Below are 15,222 nucleotides of genomic sequence, written 5' to 3' on the forward strand. Positions count from 1 at the left end.
GACACTGAACACGTACATGTCGCATCCGGATCGGAGTCGGAGGATAGCTCAGCACGGCGTGAATGGAAGTGAGTGCTTACCGCAATGTCCCCCAGCCATCTTCCGTGTTTGGGTGGGCTTGCCCGGGAGACGACAGGAGCATGTCCTCCAGGAAGGCTTTGGCGGGCACAGGGAGAATCTTGTTCCGCAGGTGCACGAGGTTCCACGGCCGATGCAGCGGAAAGCCCTCCACATCCACAACCACCAGGCCTTCGACTGTGAGTCTGTCGCCCAAGGCGTGCCGTGACAGCACGGCCAGCCCCATCCCGGTTCCAGCCAGTTCAAGCAAGGCCTCGTTGCTGGCCAGGGCGAGGCGTACCCGCAGGCTGATTCCGGACTGACGGGCGAAGTCATCGATGGCCCGGCGCGAGCCTGAGCCCGACTCCCTCAGCAGGAAGGGTTCGCCGGCCAGATCGGCCAGGGTCACGCGCCGGCCCGCCGCCCAGTGATCCCGCGGGGCCAGCACGACCAGTTCATTGTCGAGAAAGGGATGGACCACGATGTCCAGGTCTTCGGGCGGATAGGACATCACGTAAAGATCGTCCTCGTTGTTGCGGAGGCGTTCGACGATGCGGTCCCGGTTGGCGATTTCCAGTTCGATGGAGATGTCGGGGTAGCGCCGGCAGAAGGCGCCAAGCATGCGGGGCAGGAAGTACTTGGCGGTGGTAACCAGGGCGACCCGCAGCTTGCCGCGTTTGAGTCCGCGCAGAGCATCAATGGTCGTTTCGAAACCGTTCCATACATCGTCGAGCTGGCGCGTGGTGGCCAGCAGCGCTTCGCCCGCCGCGGTCAGGCGCAGGCTGCGACCTGCCTGGTCGAAAAGTGGCAGTCCGACGGTGTCGGTGAGCTGGCGGATCTGGATGGAAACGGCCGGTTGGGTCAGATGCAGGGCTTCGGCGGCGCGGGTGAAGCTCCCCAGGCGCGATACGGCGGAAAAGGTTTCGAGCTGGCGCAGGGTGATGCGGCGACGGGACATTGTATAAGTTTTTATTTATGCAAAATCTCAATTTATTTCATTTGAGTTTATGTGGCAAGACCCGCATTCTTCAGATGCCGCCCGAGTGTGACGGGCATTTCAAGGAGATTCCGAATGCGCCACTACCCTTCCGACAGTCCCCAGGCTACTGCTCGTGTGCTCGCCCTTGCGCTGATGGCTGACGGGGCCATTGATGCCACGGAGTTGTCCATTTTGCAGCGGCGGGATCTGCTGGGCCGACTTGGGCTCGGCGAAGCCGACTTCGACCGCGTCATGCACGAGTTCTGCGACGACCTGCTGATGAGCGCGGTGCGTACCGCGTCCGGCCAGTTGGTACTCAACGGTGAGACGGTGGGCGCCCTGCTGGCCGAGGTGCAGGATCCTGTACTGCGACGTCGTCTGTTGCGGGCCGTGCTCGACATCGTCAATGCCGATGGCAGCCTTGAGGGCGGAGAAGCCTTGCTGGTCTCCCGCGCGCTGAAGGACTGGGACCTCACCCTCAAGGATGTGGCGGACACGGCCCCGGCTGGCCCCAGCCACCGACATTGATCGTGCATGCCGGTGGCTTCGCGGCCGCCGGCATTAAAGGTGAAACTCATGCAATTCGAGCCCGTCATTCTCTTCTTCCTGCTTGGCCTGTCGGCCGGCCTCCTGCGCTCGGATCTGAAGATCCCGGGGGTCGTTTACGAGGCTTTGAGCATTTTTCTCCTGCTGGCCATCGGCCTGAAGGGCGGCGTTGAACTGGCCCGCCACGATGTGCTGGATCTCGCCGTGCCCGCCCTGGTGGTGGTGAGCGTGGCCATGTTGATTCCCCTGGCCTGCTTCCCCGTGCTTCTCCGGGTAGGGCGTCTTCCCCGTGCCGATGCCGCATCCATCGCCGCCCATTACGGTTCGGTCAGCGTGGTGACCTTTGCGGTGGCGAGCAGCTTTCTGGCCAGCCGCAGCGTTGCGGCGGATGGCTACATGACCGTTTTCCTCGCCCTGCTGGAGTTGCCAGCGCTGCTCGTGGGGGTTTTCCTGGCCCGCCGTGGTCAGGGCCAGGTGAGCTGGGGCACCTTGCTGCACGAGGTGCTGGCCGGCAAGAGCATCATTCTGCTGGCGGGCGGGCTCTTGATCGGCTGGCTGGCGGGGCCTGAGGGCATCCGTCCGCTGGACAGGGTATTCTTCGACCTGTTCAAGGGCATGCTGGCTTTCTTCCTGCTGGAGATGGGGCTGGTGGCGGCGGGGCGGCTGGCTGATCTGCGCCGGGCCGGGCCCTTCCTGGTGGCGTTTGCTGTCGTCGCGCCGGTCTGCGCCGGGCTTCTGGGTATCGTCACCGCGAGTCTGCTGGGCTTCTCCGTGGGCAATGCCGTGCTGCTCGCCACCCTGTACGCCAGCGCTTCCTACATCGCCGCGCCTGCCGCCATGCGCATTGCCGTGCCGGAGGCCAACCCGGCGCTGTCCATCGGGGCGTCGCTGGGAATTACCTTTCCCTTCAACCTGATCGCCGGCATTCCCCTGTATCACTGGCTGGCGTTTCGCCTCAACGGAGTCCTGACATGAGTCCCGTGCTGACCGGCAGAAAACTCGTCACCATCGTGTGCGAGGCGGAGCTTGAAACCTTGCTGTTGCCGGAGCTGGCCCGCCAGGGGGCCCACGGCTACACCCTCACCGAGGCCCGGGGGCAGGGCGCCCGGGGCGTGCGGGACGGGGCCTGGCGGGCGTCCTCGAACATCCGCATTGAAGTCCTGTGCGACGAGGCGGTGGCCGAGCGACTGGTGGAGATGTTGCAGGCGCGCTTCTATGCCGACTACGGCATTGTGGTCTTCGTGATCGATGTCGAGGTGCTAAGGCCCGGCAAGTTCTGACCCGTGGTCAGGGGGCCGGAACGAGCCCGATTTCGGCCGCCGTGGCCGGACCGATCACGGCCCTGTCGAGATGGTCCGGGATCTCGGCCCGGTCATCGCTCAGGGGAATGCGCCCGGCCATGATTTCGGCCAGCCGCTGGGGGTGGCGGGGCTGGCGGTCCGGCTCGGCGTAGCCGTCGGGGTAGACGGGCTGGTTGGTGCGCAGGTCGTACTTATCGCTGGCCCCCAGGGTATGGAGCAGCTCGTGGGCGATGACCACCAGGTTGCGCTGCCGTTCGCGGCGGTCGGCGAACACCTTGATCACTCCGATCATGCCCTTGCGCAGGCCGAGGGAGTGGTCCAGGTGCGGTGTGAGCGCCGGGTCGTGGTAAAGCACGAACAGGCGGATCTGCGGCCGCGGCCCCGGCGCCGCGTCGTGGCGCCAGGCCCACCAGCGCAGGTGCAGGCTCCACCAGCCAATCTCCAGGCTGCTGCCCCCGGCGGGAAAGGCCGGCGGCAGGGCATCCAGGGGTGGGGCCAGGTTGATGGCCAGAGGCTGCAACAGCGGGCGGCCATAGCGGTTTACTTCCTCCTGCAGCCATTCCCCGATGGGGGCGAAGTCGGCCGGGCGCGCCTTGGCCACGGCCTGGCGGGTGGCCGGTGAATCGTCGGCAGCGATCGGGTAGAGGGTGACGTGGATGGAGTTTTTCCAGTCAGTGGCCTGGGCGCCACTGCGCCAGGCCCCGATGGCCACCGTGGCAAGGATGAACAGCAGGATCGCGATACGCAGTTTGCGGAACATGGTGAGGGAAACGACGGGGCGGGGAGGATGAAAAAACCCGGCACGAGGCCGGGTTCCTTGCTGCGCTTGCCGGGGAGGCTCAGGCCACCTTGACCGGAATCTTGCCGATCTTGGCCTGCCATTCCTTCGGGCCGGTTTCATGCACGCTGGTGCCGGCGGAATCCACCGCCACGGTGACGGGCATGTTCTCCACGTCGAACTCGTAGATGGCTTCCATGCCCAGGTCGGCAAAGCCGACGACCTTGGCCGACTTGATGGCCTTGGCCACCAGGTAGGCGGCGCCGCCGACGGCCATCAGGTAAGCCGACTTGTTGTCCTTGATGGCCTCGATGGCCACGGGGCCGCGCTCGGACTTGCCGATCATCGAGATCAGGCCGGTCTGCTCGAGCATCATGCGGGTGAACTTGTCCATGCGGGTGCCGGTGGTGGGGCCAGCCGGTCCGACGACCTCGTCACGCACCGGGTCCACCGGGCCGACGTAGTAGATCACGCGGTTGGTGAAATCGACGGGCAGCTTTTCGCCCTTGGCCAGCATGTCGGCGATGCGCTTGTGGGCGGCGTCGCGACCGGTGAGCATCTTGCCGTTGAGGAGCAGCTTCTGGCCCGGCTTCCAGGCGGCAACCTGTTCCTTGGTCAGGGTGTTCAGGTCGACCTGGGTGGCCGACTTGAGATCCGGCGTCCAGGTGACGGCGGGCCAGTCTTCCAGCTTCGGCGGCTCGATCTTGGCCGGGCCGGAGCCATCCAGGTGGAAGTGGCAGTGGCGGGTGGCGGCGCAGTTGGGCACCAGGGCCACCGGCAGGTTGGCGGCGTGGCAGGGGTAATCGAGCACCTTCACGTCGAGCACGGTGGTCAGGCCGCCGAGGCCTTGCGCGCCAACGCCGAGGGCGTTGATCTTTTCCATCAGCTCAAGGCGCAGCTCTTCCGGGCGGGTCAGTTTGGCACCCGTTTTTGCGTACTCGGCGGCCTTGGCCTTCAGCTCATGGATGTCCACGGGCGCCATGATCGACTCCTTGGCCAGCAGCATGGCCTTCTCGGGCGTGCCGCCGATGCCGATGCCGATGATGCCCGGGGGGCACCAGCCAGCGCCCATCTCGGGGATCTTCTTGAGCACCCAGTCCACCAGATCGTCGGACGGGTTGAGCATGGCGAACTTGGACTTGGCTTCGGAACCGCCGCCCTTGGCCGCACAGATCACTTCCACGTGGTGACCGGGGACGAGTTCGAAGTGGACTACCGCCGGGGTGTTGTCCTTGGTGTTCTTGCGGGCACCGGCCGGGTCGGCCAGCACCGAGGCGCGCAGGGGGTTGTCCGGGTTGCCGTAGGCGCGACGCACGCCTTCGTCGATCATCTGCTGGACGCTCATGGTGGCGTCCGGCCAGGTGACCTGCATGCCGACCTTGATGAAGACCATGCCGATGCCCGTGTCCTGGCAGATCGGGCGGTGGCCCTCGGCAGACATGCGCGAGTTGGTCAGGATCTGGGCAATGGCGTCCTTGGCGGCGGGGCTTTCCTCGCGCTCGTAGGCTTCACCCAGCGCCTTGATGTAATCCAGCGGGTGGTAGTAGCTGATGTACTGGAAGGCGTCCGCGACGGACTGGATCAGGTCTTCCTGTTTGATGGCGGTCATGGGTGAAGCTCCCTCTCTTTAGTGTTTTGACAGCAAAACGGTCTGGTTCATCATCTTGTCCACGTAGGCCATGGCCATGGCGGACAGCAGGAACACGACATGGATGATCACCTGCCACATGATCGTGTGCTCGGCCAGGTTGGCGGCATTGATGAAGGTCTTCAGCAGGTGGATCGAGGATATGCCGATGATGGCGGTGGACAGCTTGATCTTGAGCACACCGGCGTTCACATGGGACAGCCACTCCGGCTGGTCCGGGTGGTCCTGTAGCTCCAGGCGCGAGACGAAGGTCTCGTAGCCGCCGATGATCACCATGATCAGCAGGTTGGCGATCATCACCACGTCGATCAGGCCGAGGACCACCAGCATGGTCTCGGTTTCACTGATGTGGCCGCCGGACTCGAAGACCGAGGCGATCAGGTGGCCGAGTTCGGCCATGAAGAGATAGACATAGATACCCTGGGCAACGATCAGCCCGAGGTACAGGGGGGCCTGGAGCCAGCGGCTCCAGAAGATGAAGCGTTCGAGTTGTTGTGAACCTTTGCTCATGATGAGGTGCTGCTGTTGGGGGAGCCCGGATTTTATCATCGGCGAACGGACCTCCAAGACGGTAAAATGGAGAACTTTGCTTTTTCGCCTCAAGGCCTTTACGCATGAATCTCCAGCCCATCACCGCGCTGTCGCCCCTCGACGGTCGCTACGAATCCAAGGTTTCCGCGCTGCGCGAGCACTTTTCCGAGTTCGGTCTGATCCGCAACCGGGTCAAGGTCGAGATCGAGTGGCTGAAGGCCCTCGCCGCCGCGCCCGAACTGGCCGAAATTGCCCCCTTCTCCGCCGCCACCGTGGCCGAGCTGGATGCCGTCATCGCCGATTTCTCGGTGGCCGACGGAGAGGCCGTGAAGGCCATCGAAGCCACCACCAACCATGACGTGAAGGCCATGGAGTACTGGCTGAAGGAACGCCTCGGCCACAACCCCGAAGTCACCCGCGTCACCGAGTTCATCCACTTCGGTTGCACCTCGGAAGACATCAACAACGTCTCCCACGCCCTGATGCTGCGCGATGGCCGCGACACCGTGCTGCTGCCGGCCCTCGACAAGATCATCGCCCGCCTGGTCGAGCTGGCCCACCAGCACGCCGAGCTGCCCATGCTGTCCCGCACCCACGGCCAGCCGGCCAGCCCGACCACCCTGGGCAAGGAAATGGCCAACGTCGTCCATCGCCTGCGCCGCGTGCGCAAGGCCATCGCCGCCGTCGAGCTCACCGCCAAGTTCAACGGCGCCGTGGGCAACTACAACGCCCACCTGTCGGCCTACCCCGACTTCGACTGGGAAGCCTTCAACGGCAGCTTCATCGAATCCCTGGGCCTCAGCTTCAATCCCTACACCATCCAGATCGAACCCCACGACGCGATGGCCGAGCTGTTTGACGCTACCGCCCGCGCCAACACCATCGTGCTGGATATCTGCCGCGACATCTGGATGTACATCTCCCTGGGTTACTTCAAGCAGAAGCTGAAGGCCGGCGAGATCGGTTCGTCCACCATGCCGCACAAGGTCAACCCGATCGACTTCGAGAACGCCGAGGGCAACCTGGGCCTGGCCAACGGTGTGCTGCGCCACTTGGCCGACAAGCTGCCGGTGTCGCGCATGCAGCGTGACCTTACGGATTCCACCGTGCTGCGCAACATGGGTGTGGCCTTCGGCTACGCCGTGCTGGCCTACGACTCCTGCCTGCGCGGCCTGGGCAAGTTGGAAGCCGAGCCGGCCCGCCTGGCGGCCGACCTGGACGCCTGCTGGGAAGTGCTGGCCGAGCCCATCCAGACCGTGATGCGCCGCTACGCCGTGGCTAACCCCTACGAGCAGCTCAAGGAGCTGACCCGCGGCAAAGGCATTACCCGCGAAGCGCTGCAGGAATTCATCGGCACCCTGGCCATCCCGGAAGCCGAGAAGGCCCGCCTGCTGCAGATGACCCCGGCGAGCTACATCGGCAAGGCCGCCGAGCTGGCCAAGCGCATCTAAAGGGCAAGCGCGGCGTGTAGGGGCGTGTAGGGGCGACTTCAGTCGCCCACTCCCCCCGTGAATCACCCGCAAGCCCTTGACCGAAGTCCGCAGGCGACTGAAGTCGCCTCTACACGGCACCCATTGCCACACCTGTCCGAACCTTTGTCGGAGAATATGAATGGCATTTGCAGACAAGCTGAAGACCCTGCCGGGCGTCTCCCACCTGGCGTCCATCCAGCTCACCAACGCCGCTGGCGAGGTGGTGGCCACCATCGAGAACAAGCCCGGCCAGGCCGGTTCATTGGCGGTGTACAACCACCTGGGGCAGATCCACGGGGCGATCACCCCCGAGGCTGCCACCCAGGGAATCGAGATCTACGCCGAGCACAGCGAGGATGCCCGTCTCAACCCGGGCAAGCACCCCAACATCGACCGTCTGATCGGGCTGGTGGAGCGGGGTGAAACCCTGCGCGTGAAGCACGTGTTTGCCGCCTGAAATTGCATGGCGACGGCCGGGGCGGCTAGCCGCCCGGGTGAAACTTGAAGGGCTGCCTGCGGGCAGCCCTTTTCACTGGCTGTGCCGCAATACAGTCTGCAGCGCAGCCGATCGGCCAAGCAGCCAGCCGATGGCGACCCCCAGGCCGTCGGCTACCACATCGCGAAATTCCCCCACCCGGTTGATCGTTAGGGTGTGCTGGCACACCTCGATCAGTACACCGTAGCCGATCAGCCCGGCCACCAGGGCTGCCGTCCGGGCGGGCCAGCCACCCCGGCCCAGCAACATCAGCACGGCAAAGGCGGCGCTGTGATGGAGCTTGTCCTGAAAGGACACAAGCTCCGGCACCACGGCCATGGGAATCATCGCCAGGATGAAGATGAGCACCAGGGCGAGCACGAAGCAGCCACGCAGGACGGGAGCGGAAAGAAGGCGGGTGGGCATGATGCGGAGGGGGCGGTAAAGCAGGCGGGCGCATTGTAGCGGCCTGGTTTCAGCGGCGTGCGGCTTCCTCTTTCCGGCGCCGTGCCGCCAGCCATTCCCAGACCAGGCCGCCGGGAGAGTCGAGGCCGGTAAGCACGTATTTGAGAGTGTGGGCGTTGAAGAGGGTCAGGCCCAGCTCCTTGCGGGCGGTCTCGTCGCCGACGAAGAGTAGCTGGTCGCCCAGCAGGACTTCCTGATCCTCGTCGGGCAGCAGGCGCGGCGGATCCCCTTCGCGCAGCAGCAACAGGGCGCGGCAGGACAGGTCGGGGCGATCGGTGACCGGGGCGCGCAGCAGGTCGCCGAGTTTCAGACGTGTCTCGTGGCGCATCAACAGACGATACACCGACGGCGCCTGGGCAATGTTAATGGCCACACTCCATACCGCCGGCACGTCCCAGCCAAAGCGGCTGGTGACGTCCTGCAGCAGGGCTTCGGCCCACGCGTCGTCAGCCTTGCGCACGGCCGCCAGGAAGGGCGCGAGAAGGGGGGTGGTGAGAATGGCCAGGCATTCATGGGCGACGATCTCGCTGGGCACCATGGTGAAGTCCGACTCGAAGGCGTCGAAGAGTGCCCGGTTGGCCACATGGTTCTGGCGCAGCACCGTGAACAGGCCGGGGTTCATCTGGTGCGCGGTGACGACGATGGACAGGTTGTTCACGTCGTTGCCGGTGGCGGCGACGATGCCCACGGCCTCGCGGATGCCGGCCGCCGCGAGGGCGTCGGCGCCCGTGCCATCACCCTTGATCCAGTGATGGGCCGGATCGACCGGCGGAGAGCGGTCGATGATGGTGACGGACAGGGATGCGTTTTCCAGGGCCTCGGTCATGACCTTGCCGAAACTGCCGTAGCCGCACAGCACCCACTTGCCGGCGGGAGGGTCCCGGTGGCGGGTGACCGTGGTGCCAGGCAGGCCGGTGAGCCACAGCAGCAGGTGATAGGCGGCTGGCGAATGCAGGGCCAGGGCCATGTACTCACCGAACTGCTCGAAGGGATTGATGATGTGGCGGGTGCCGAAGGAGGCCATGTTGGCCACCGTGTCGCTGTGCTCGGCGCGGCACAGGGCCGGCAGCGCCGGGGCCAGCAGGCGCGCGGCGATGGCCACGGCCAGGTTGGTGCTGTCGTCGTTGGTCAGGGCAATGACGCCGCGGCAATACCTGCTGGTGAGGCCGGCGAAGAGCAGGGTGTCCGGTTCGCCGGCGTCGGCGCACAGGGCCGGCATGTCGGCCGAATAGCTCTGCAGCTCCAGGTCGCCCACCTTGGCTTCGTCTTTCTCAATGACCACCGCCCGGTAGCCGAGCTCGTCGAGGGCCTTGCAGATCAGGCGCCCGGTTTCCCCATAGCCGCAGACCAGAAAGAAGTGTTCGCGCAGTCGCCGCACCTGGCGGGCAAAGCGCTGCACGGCGACGGCGTTAAGGAAGTTCTTGTCCTGCAGCATCGCGAACACCGTGCCCAGGGTGTAGGCCCAGCCGATCACCGACAGATAGATGCACAGGGTGACCCACAGGCGCTGCTGCTCGGAGAAGGCGTAGGGGATCTCGCCGAAGCCGATGGTGGTCGCGGTGTAGCTGAAGAAATACACCGAGTGGAAGAAGCTCAGGCGCTGGATCGCGCCGTTGGCGTCGGGCGGGCCGGGCACCAGGGTGAGGCCCAGCACCGACAGGGCGAAAATGATGATGAGCACGATCAGCGGCGTGCGCAGCCGCCGCAGGACGAGGAAGATCGTGCTGGTGGGGGTGCTGCTGGTCACGGCATCAGCGCCGCTGCATGATGGTTTCGGCGATCAGGATGACCACCGAGATCACGTTGGCGAACAGGGCCCCGCCGGACAGGGAGACGATGCTCGACATGACGCCGGCGGTCAGGCCGGTGCCATCCACATGCACGGCGTAACCCCACACCATGGCAGCGGCGAGCAGCTGCAGGTCGGCCACCAGGCTGGTGGCCAGATGGATGGCGCCGATCTGGGTGCGATCGCCGAACTTGAGCACGGTGGCAATCAGGTTGACCACGATGGCGGCGAAGAGCTCGTAGATGTCGTGGTGGGTCGGATTGTCGATCTCGCCGATGAAGAAGCCGAAGTTCAATGTGGCGGCGAAGACGATGAAGAAGCCGAAAATGACTTTCTCGAGGTTCATCTGGGGTGTCCAAAGTGGGCGATGCCGCAATGCTAGCACTCCCCGCCGTGCGCCGGCCCCCGCGGCGCTAGCTCTCCGTCGCCCAGGCCAGCGCGCCCGCGTGCGTCCAGTATTCGAGATAGGCCTGACGGTAGATCCAGGCCTCGTCGCGGCCGCCTACGGCATATACCCCTGGGTTCATCTTGGGCTTGCGCGGAGCTCTTGCACTCAGTGTCTTCCAGATCTGCGGGCTGCCTGCCTGGCATTCGCGCAGGGCTTGCCGTGCGTCATCCCGTTGGCCCAGGGCAAACAGGGCCAGCACCCGGCCATGGCGGCTGAAGGTGTCATCTGGCGCGGCGTGTTCGGCCACCACCAGCGCTTCAGCGGCGTGGCCGCAGCTCGCCAGGCTGTGCACCAGCAGGTCACGCAGACCGGTTTCATCGCTGGGGTTGGCCACCCGAACCGACCAGCGCAGGGGGACGAGGGCGGTGTCGTCGCCCGGGGCGGAAAAATGCCGCGCGTGGTCGGCGGTCAGGCACAGCACGGGCTGGTTGCCCGGGTGCTGCCAGGGCAGGGGGTGATCGGTGGCCTGCAGATCGGCTAGCACCACTCTGCGCAGGGCTTCGCCGCGAAGCAGAAGGGCTCGGATCAGGGCCCGGGCAGAGGCCGGATTGCCGACAGGCGCCTGCTGCATCATTTCGGCCATGTCGTTGAGGACCAGGAAGGACTCCCCGCACAGGCGTTCGCTGAGGAGCATGTCCAGCCAGGCGCCGGGTGCGGCGGCGTCGTTGAAGGGGGAGACGTGTGCCCAGCGTGCCTCCAGCCGGGCCAGGGCCGGATCGGGAGCCAGTGCCTCGGCCTGGCGCAGGCGGTAATGACAGGTGGGGGCGGGCCAGGCATCAATCTGCAGCAGGATGCGTTCGATCACTCGGCCGTTGTCGGGGCCGGCATCGGTGAGTACGGCGGGGTCGTGGCGGGCCATGTCGTGGAGGTGGGCTATGAGGTCGGAGAAATCGCGGGCCGGGTTGCTGGCCAGCCGTGCAGCCCACAGCCCGGCTTTGTGGCGGGCTTCGTCCCGGCGCCCTTCGGCCATCAGGGTGCTGACTTCGAGACAGGCCAGGGCCGGGGCCGCCGGGTTGAGTCGGGTGGCTTCGTGAAAGGCGGCCCAGGCGGAAGAGAGGCGGCCCCGGGCGGCGTCCAAGGCGCATTGGCGTTGCCAGCCCAAGGCGCGCAGGCCGGCCGAGGGGGTCTCCCGCAGGGCCGCCAGAAATTGCTCGGCCTTGCGCGGTGAGGCAGCGTCGAGATAGGTGTCGAGAAGCAGGTCGGCGGCGGGGCCGGGGCCCTGGTCCGGGCTGGGAAGATGTGTGAACAGGGCTTCCAGCAGGATGATGAGGCGTTGCTCGTGGCTGTTGCCCCGTCTTTTTCGGGGCGGAAGGGGAGCGCTATCGGCAGGGGGCTTCCGGCGGACGGGGTCTGGGTGCCTTGGCATGAAGGGACAGGTTTAATGCAATATTCATTATATTAATCCGTTTATATTCATATTGAATGGATTTCTCAAGGCTGTGCCCGCCGGGCTTCGACCCTGGCAACGAGGCTGTCGAGGTAGGCCTCGAACAGGGCCGGCCCCTGCTGGCCGAACATGCGGATGCGCCCGGTATGCACCAGCAGCAGAACGCCCGTGGCGTGGGCGAAGAGGGCCGTGGTCTCGCGCAGGGCATCGGCCTCGGGCAGGCCCAGGGCCTGCAGGTCGGCCTGCATGCCGGTGAGGCTGTCGGCGAGCCGCTGGTTCAGGCGGGCGTCCAGTTCCGGGTTGAGACCGAGGGGCTGCAGGCCGCGGAACAGATAGAAGCCCAGGTCCAGCTCCCGGGGGTGGGCCAGGTAGAAGTCGAAGAAGCCGCGGGCCCGGCAGCGCAGGCGGAGGGCCGGCGCTGCCTCGGCCGGCGCCGCGCTCTCCACGGCGGCGTGCAGGCGGTCGAGGGAGGCAGCCAGCAGGTCGGCGTAGATCTCTTCCTTGCTGGCGTAGTACTTGTAGAGGGCACTCACCGTGTAGCCGGCTTCTTTGGCGATGGCCCGCATGTGCGCTCCGTCCAGCCCGTCCTGCTGAAAGATGCGTTCGGCTGCATCGAGGATCATCTGCCGTTTGAGGTCGGAAACGGCCTGGCGGCGCTGGGAGCGGGGGTCGGTGGGGGTGTCGGTCATGGGGGAAATCTACCATGCCGTATCAGGAAGTGAACGTATTGACGAAACAGAGAACAACGTTCAAATTATGGGTTCATTGTTTCTTGCTGGAGCCGTCCATGTTCATGTCTGCTGACGACTATCGTGAATCCCTTCGTTCCTATCGGCCCGTCGTGTACCTGGATGGTCGCCGGGTCGACTCGGTGCCCGACGAGCCCGCCTTTGCGCCGGGCATCCGCGCCCTGGGGGTGACCTACGACTTTGCCCTTCGCGAGGAGCTGGCCCCCCTGATGACGGCGGTGCAGCACACTTCGGGCAAGGTGGTGAACCGCATGCTGCACATCGACATGAGCAGCGGCGACCTCCTCAACAAGCTGGAGGCGGTGCGCCTGCTATGCCAGGAAACCGGCTGCGCCCAGCGCTACCTGGCCCATGATGCACTGGGTGCCCTGTTCCAGTCGTCCCGCCGGGTGGATGCGGCCAGTGGCAGCGCATACAGCGCCCGCTTCGATGCGTGGCTGCATGCGGTGCAGGACGCCGACCTGTCCATCGGCATCGCCATGACCGACGCCAAGGGCGACCGCAGCCTGCGCCCCCACCAGCAGTCCAACCCCGACAGCTACCTGCACATCGTGGCGCGGAGCGACGAGGGCATCACCGTTTCCGGCACCAAGGCCATCGTCACCGGCGCGCCCTACATGCATGAATTCCTGGTCATGCCTGGCCGCCAGATGGGCCCGGAGGATGCCGACTTTGCCGTGTGCTGCGCCTTGCCCTGCGATGCCCCGGGCCTGACCATCGTGGCGCGGCCCGCAGGGCGGCCCGGCGAGAAGACGGCCCTGTTCAGCAACAAGTATGGCCAGTCCACCGGCGTGTTGATCTTCGACCAGGTCTTTGTGCCCTGGGAGCGGGTCTTCCTGGCCGGGGAATGGCAGCACTCCGGCCAGCTCACCTGGGATTACGCCACCCATCACCGCCACAGCTGCATCGCCGCCCGGGCCGGGTTTGGCGACCTGCTGATCGGTGCCGGTGCGCTGATGTGCGAGGCCAACGGCTTCGACCCCGGCAAGGAGACCCACCTGCGCGACCAGATGGTGGAGCTGATCAAGATTGTTGAGGGCTTCTATGCCTGCGGCGTGGCGGCGTCTACCTATGCCCGGGCCGACGCCCACAGCCGCAGTTTCATGCCCGAGCCGGTGTATTCCAATATCGGCAAGCTGCTGCTGGCCAACCAGATCTACGACATGCAGCGCATCGCCCATTACGTGTCGGGGGGCCTCATCGTCACCCTGCCCGGGCCCGACGAGGATCACAACCCGGTCACCGCCGCCAGGCTGGCCGACGTGCTGCGGGCGGCGCCCGGTGTGCCCTACGACAAGCGTATTCAGACGGCGCGCTTCATGGAAGACCTGACAGCCTCCTACCAGGCCGGCTGGTACTCGGTGATCAGCCTCCATGGTGGCGGTTCGCCGGCGGCCATGAAGCAGGAGATCTGGCGTCACTACCCGGTGGGCGACAAGGTGGCGCTGGTGGAAAGGCTGCTGGATCGGGGGGTGGCGGCCGAGCCGGATCGCCCCATCACCCTCAAGCGCCAGCCTGGGCGCTGCTGTGCGAAGGGCTGCTCGGCGCCGGGGGAGGCGGTGATGATGGATCTGCCTGCGCCGGGGCACCCGGAGCCGTCCTGAGGGTTCGGATTTCCAGACGCCCGCGGCAGGCTTTATCCGGATAGCCGGACGGAGCTGCCTACGGTGAAAATTGAAAACCTTTTGAATCAGTGTCTTATGGGTAATGGCAGACGCTCGCCGGGGTGGCATGCGATCTGCAATGAAAGAGGGGCCTGGCCGGCTTCAAGCCGGTCCCCGGTCCATACCCAAGGAGACACCTATGAACACCGCCACCACCCGCCTCGAACACGATCTTCTCGGCGACAAGGAAGTTCCGACCGCCGCCTACTACGGCGTGCATACCCTGCGCGCCCTCGAGAACTTCCCCATCACCGGCATCACCATCGCCGTGTATCCCGACCTGATCCGCGCCCTTGCCCAGATCAAGCGTGCGGCCGCCCAGGCTAACTGCGAGCTGGGCCTCCTTGACCAGGAGCGGATGAAGGCCATCGTTGCCGCCTGTGACGAGCTGGTGGTCGGCCGCCTGCACGAGCAGTTTGTGGTGGACGTGATCCAGGGCGGCGCCGGCACCTCGACCAACATGAATGCCAATGAGGTCATCGCCAACCGGGCCCTGGAGATCATGGGTCACCAGCGCGGTGAGTACGGCTTCCTGCACCCCAACGAACACGTCAACATGAGCCAGTCCACCAACGACGTGTATCCCACGGCGCTGAAGCTGGCCACCTACGTGGGTATCTTCCGCCTGGTGGACGCCATGGCCTACCTGCGTGCCGCCTTCGAGCGCAAGGCCGAGGAGTTTGCCGACGTGCTGAAGATGGGCCGCACCCAGTTGCAGGACGCAGTGCCCATGACCCTGGGCCAGGAGTTCTCCACCTACGCCACCATGCTCGGCGAGGACGAGGAGCGCCTGAAGGAAGCCGCCCTGCTGATCCGTGAGATCAACCTCGGCGCCACCGCCATCGGCACCGGCATCAACGCCCACCCGGACTACGCCGGCCTGGTGTGCCGCCGCCTGGCCGAGATCACCGGCATTCCGGTCGTCACCGCCCC

Annotated in this window: 16 protein-coding genes; 7 read left to right on the forward strand and 9 right to left on the reverse strand. The window is 65.6% G+C overall.

Annotation, left to right across the window (positions count from 1 at the left end; genetic code table 11):
• Positions 1–76: 76 nt before the first annotated feature.
• The gene (locus tag ACIQ09_RS12920) at positions 77–1,015 is read right to left on the reverse strand and encodes a LysR family transcriptional regulator (RefSeq protein ID WP_398310312.1); all 939 of its coding nucleotides are present in this window, start codon (positions 1,013–1,015) and stop codon (positions 77–79) included.
• A gap of 114 nt (positions 1,016–1,129) precedes the next feature.
• Here ACIQ09_RS12920 and ACIQ09_RS12925 point away from each other — a divergent pair, with 114 nt between their 5' ends.
• Genes ACIQ09_RS12925 through ACIQ09_RS12935 form a run of 3 tightly spaced genes read left to right on the forward strand, consistent with a single transcriptional unit; the run spans position 1,130 to position 2,862 of the window.
• Entirely contained in the window at positions 1,130–1,564 is a 435-nt protein-coding gene (locus ACIQ09_RS12925) for a TerB family tellurite resistance protein (RefSeq protein WP_398310315.1), read from the forward strand.
• A 48-nt stretch (positions 1,565–1,612) separates the two neighbouring features.
• A complete protein-coding gene (locus tag ACIQ09_RS12930) occupies positions 1,613–2,557 on the forward strand; it encodes a sodium-dependent bicarbonate transport family permease (RefSeq protein WP_398310318.1) in 945 nt (314 codons plus the stop codon).
• Positions 2,554–2,862 carry a P-II family nitrogen regulator gene (locus tag ACIQ09_RS12935; protein ID WP_398310321.1) on the forward strand — a complete coding sequence of 103 codons (309 nt, stop codon included), beginning with the start codon at positions 2,554–2,556 and terminating at the stop codon, positions 2,860–2,862. The genes ACIQ09_RS12930 and ACIQ09_RS12935 overlap by 4 nt, the downstream gene beginning before the upstream one ends.
• 7 nt (positions 2,863–2,869) lie before the next feature.
• Here ACIQ09_RS12935 and ACIQ09_RS12940 read toward each other — a convergent pair whose 3' ends face one another.
• From ACIQ09_RS12940 to ACIQ09_RS12950, 3 genes are all read right to left on the reverse strand, one after another.
• Complete coding sequence (locus tag ACIQ09_RS12940; RefSeq protein WP_398310324.1) at positions 2,870–3,643, reverse strand: hypothetical protein; 774 nt, start codon at positions 3,641–3,643, stop codon at positions 2,870–2,872.
• Positions 3,644–3,722: 79 nt separating this feature from the next.
• Positions 3,723–5,270: a fumarate hydratase gene (locus tag ACIQ09_RS12945; protein ID WP_398310327.1), complete on the reverse strand. Its 1,548-nt coding sequence runs from the start codon at positions 5,268–5,270 to the stop codon at positions 3,723–3,725.
• Positions 5,271–5,288: 18 nt separating this feature from the next.
• Positions 5,289–5,819 carry a TIGR00645 family protein gene (locus ACIQ09_RS12950; protein ID WP_398310330.1) on the reverse strand — a complete coding sequence of 177 codons (531 nt, stop codon included), beginning with the start codon at positions 5,817–5,819 and terminating at the stop codon, positions 5,289–5,291.
• A 104-nt stretch (positions 5,820–5,923) separates the two neighbouring features.
• Between ACIQ09_RS12950 and purB the strand changes: the two genes are divergently transcribed.
• Positions 5,924–7,291: an adenylosuccinate lyase gene (gene purB, locus ACIQ09_RS12955; protein ID WP_398310333.1), complete on the forward strand. Its 1,368-nt coding sequence runs from the start codon at positions 5,924–5,926 to the stop codon at positions 7,289–7,291.
• 160 nt (positions 7,292–7,451) lie between these two features.
• Positions 7,452–7,769, forward strand: coding sequence for a DUF2322 family protein (locus tag ACIQ09_RS12960; RefSeq protein WP_296408612.1), 318 nt, complete (start codon positions 7,452–7,454; stop codon positions 7,767–7,769).
• 72 nt (positions 7,770–7,841) lie between these two features.
• On the opposite strand, the gene ACIQ09_RS12965 is transcribed toward ACIQ09_RS12960, so the two are convergent.
• The 5 genes from ACIQ09_RS12965 to ACIQ09_RS12985 all read right to left on the reverse strand — a co-directional run bounded on the left by ACIQ09_RS12965 (position 7,842) and on the right by ACIQ09_RS12985 (position 12,565).
• Positions 7,842–8,213 carry a hypothetical protein gene (locus ACIQ09_RS12965; RefSeq protein ID WP_398310336.1) on the reverse strand — a complete coding sequence of 124 codons (372 nt, stop codon included), beginning with the start codon at positions 8,211–8,213 and terminating at the stop codon, positions 7,842–7,844.
• A gap of 49 nt (positions 8,214–8,262) precedes the next feature.
• On the reverse strand, positions 8,263–9,999 hold the full coding sequence (locus tag ACIQ09_RS12970) for a potassium channel family protein (RefSeq protein WP_398310339.1): 1,737 nt from the start codon (positions 9,997–9,999) through the stop codon (positions 8,263–8,265).
• A 4-nt stretch (positions 10,000–10,003) separates the two neighbouring features.
• Positions 10,004–10,387: a DUF6394 family protein gene (locus ACIQ09_RS12975; protein ID WP_398310342.1), complete on the reverse strand. Its 384-nt coding sequence runs from the start codon at positions 10,385–10,387 to the stop codon at positions 10,004–10,006.
• A gap of 67 nt (positions 10,388–10,454) precedes the next feature.
• Positions 10,455–11,855, reverse strand: coding sequence for a hypothetical protein (locus tag ACIQ09_RS12980; RefSeq protein WP_398310345.1), 1,401 nt, complete (start codon positions 11,853–11,855; stop codon positions 10,455–10,457).
• A 65-nt stretch (positions 11,856–11,920) separates the two neighbouring features.
• On the reverse strand, positions 11,921–12,565 hold the full coding sequence (locus ACIQ09_RS12985; protein WP_398310348.1) for a TetR/AcrR family transcriptional regulator: 645 nt from the start codon (positions 12,563–12,565) through the stop codon (positions 11,921–11,923).
• 98 nt (positions 12,566–12,663) lie between these two features.
• On the opposite strand from ACIQ09_RS12985, the gene ACIQ09_RS12990 reads away from it, so the two are divergent.
• Together ACIQ09_RS12990 and ACIQ09_RS12995 are read left to right on the forward strand one after the other, a co-directional pair.
• Entirely contained in the window at positions 12,664–14,229 is a 1,566-nt protein-coding gene (locus ACIQ09_RS12990) for a 4-hydroxyphenylacetate 3-hydroxylase family protein (RefSeq protein WP_398310351.1), read from the forward strand.
• A 199-nt stretch (positions 14,230–14,428) separates the two neighbouring features.
• A partial coding sequence (locus tag ACIQ09_RS12995; RefSeq protein WP_398310354.1) for a lyase family protein occupies positions 14,429–15,222 on the forward strand: 794 nt, incomplete at its 3' end.

It is taken from the genome of Zoogloea sp. (assembly GCF_044344315.1).
GTDB lineage: Bacteria > Pseudomonadota > Gammaproteobacteria > Burkholderiales > Rhodocyclaceae > Zoogloea.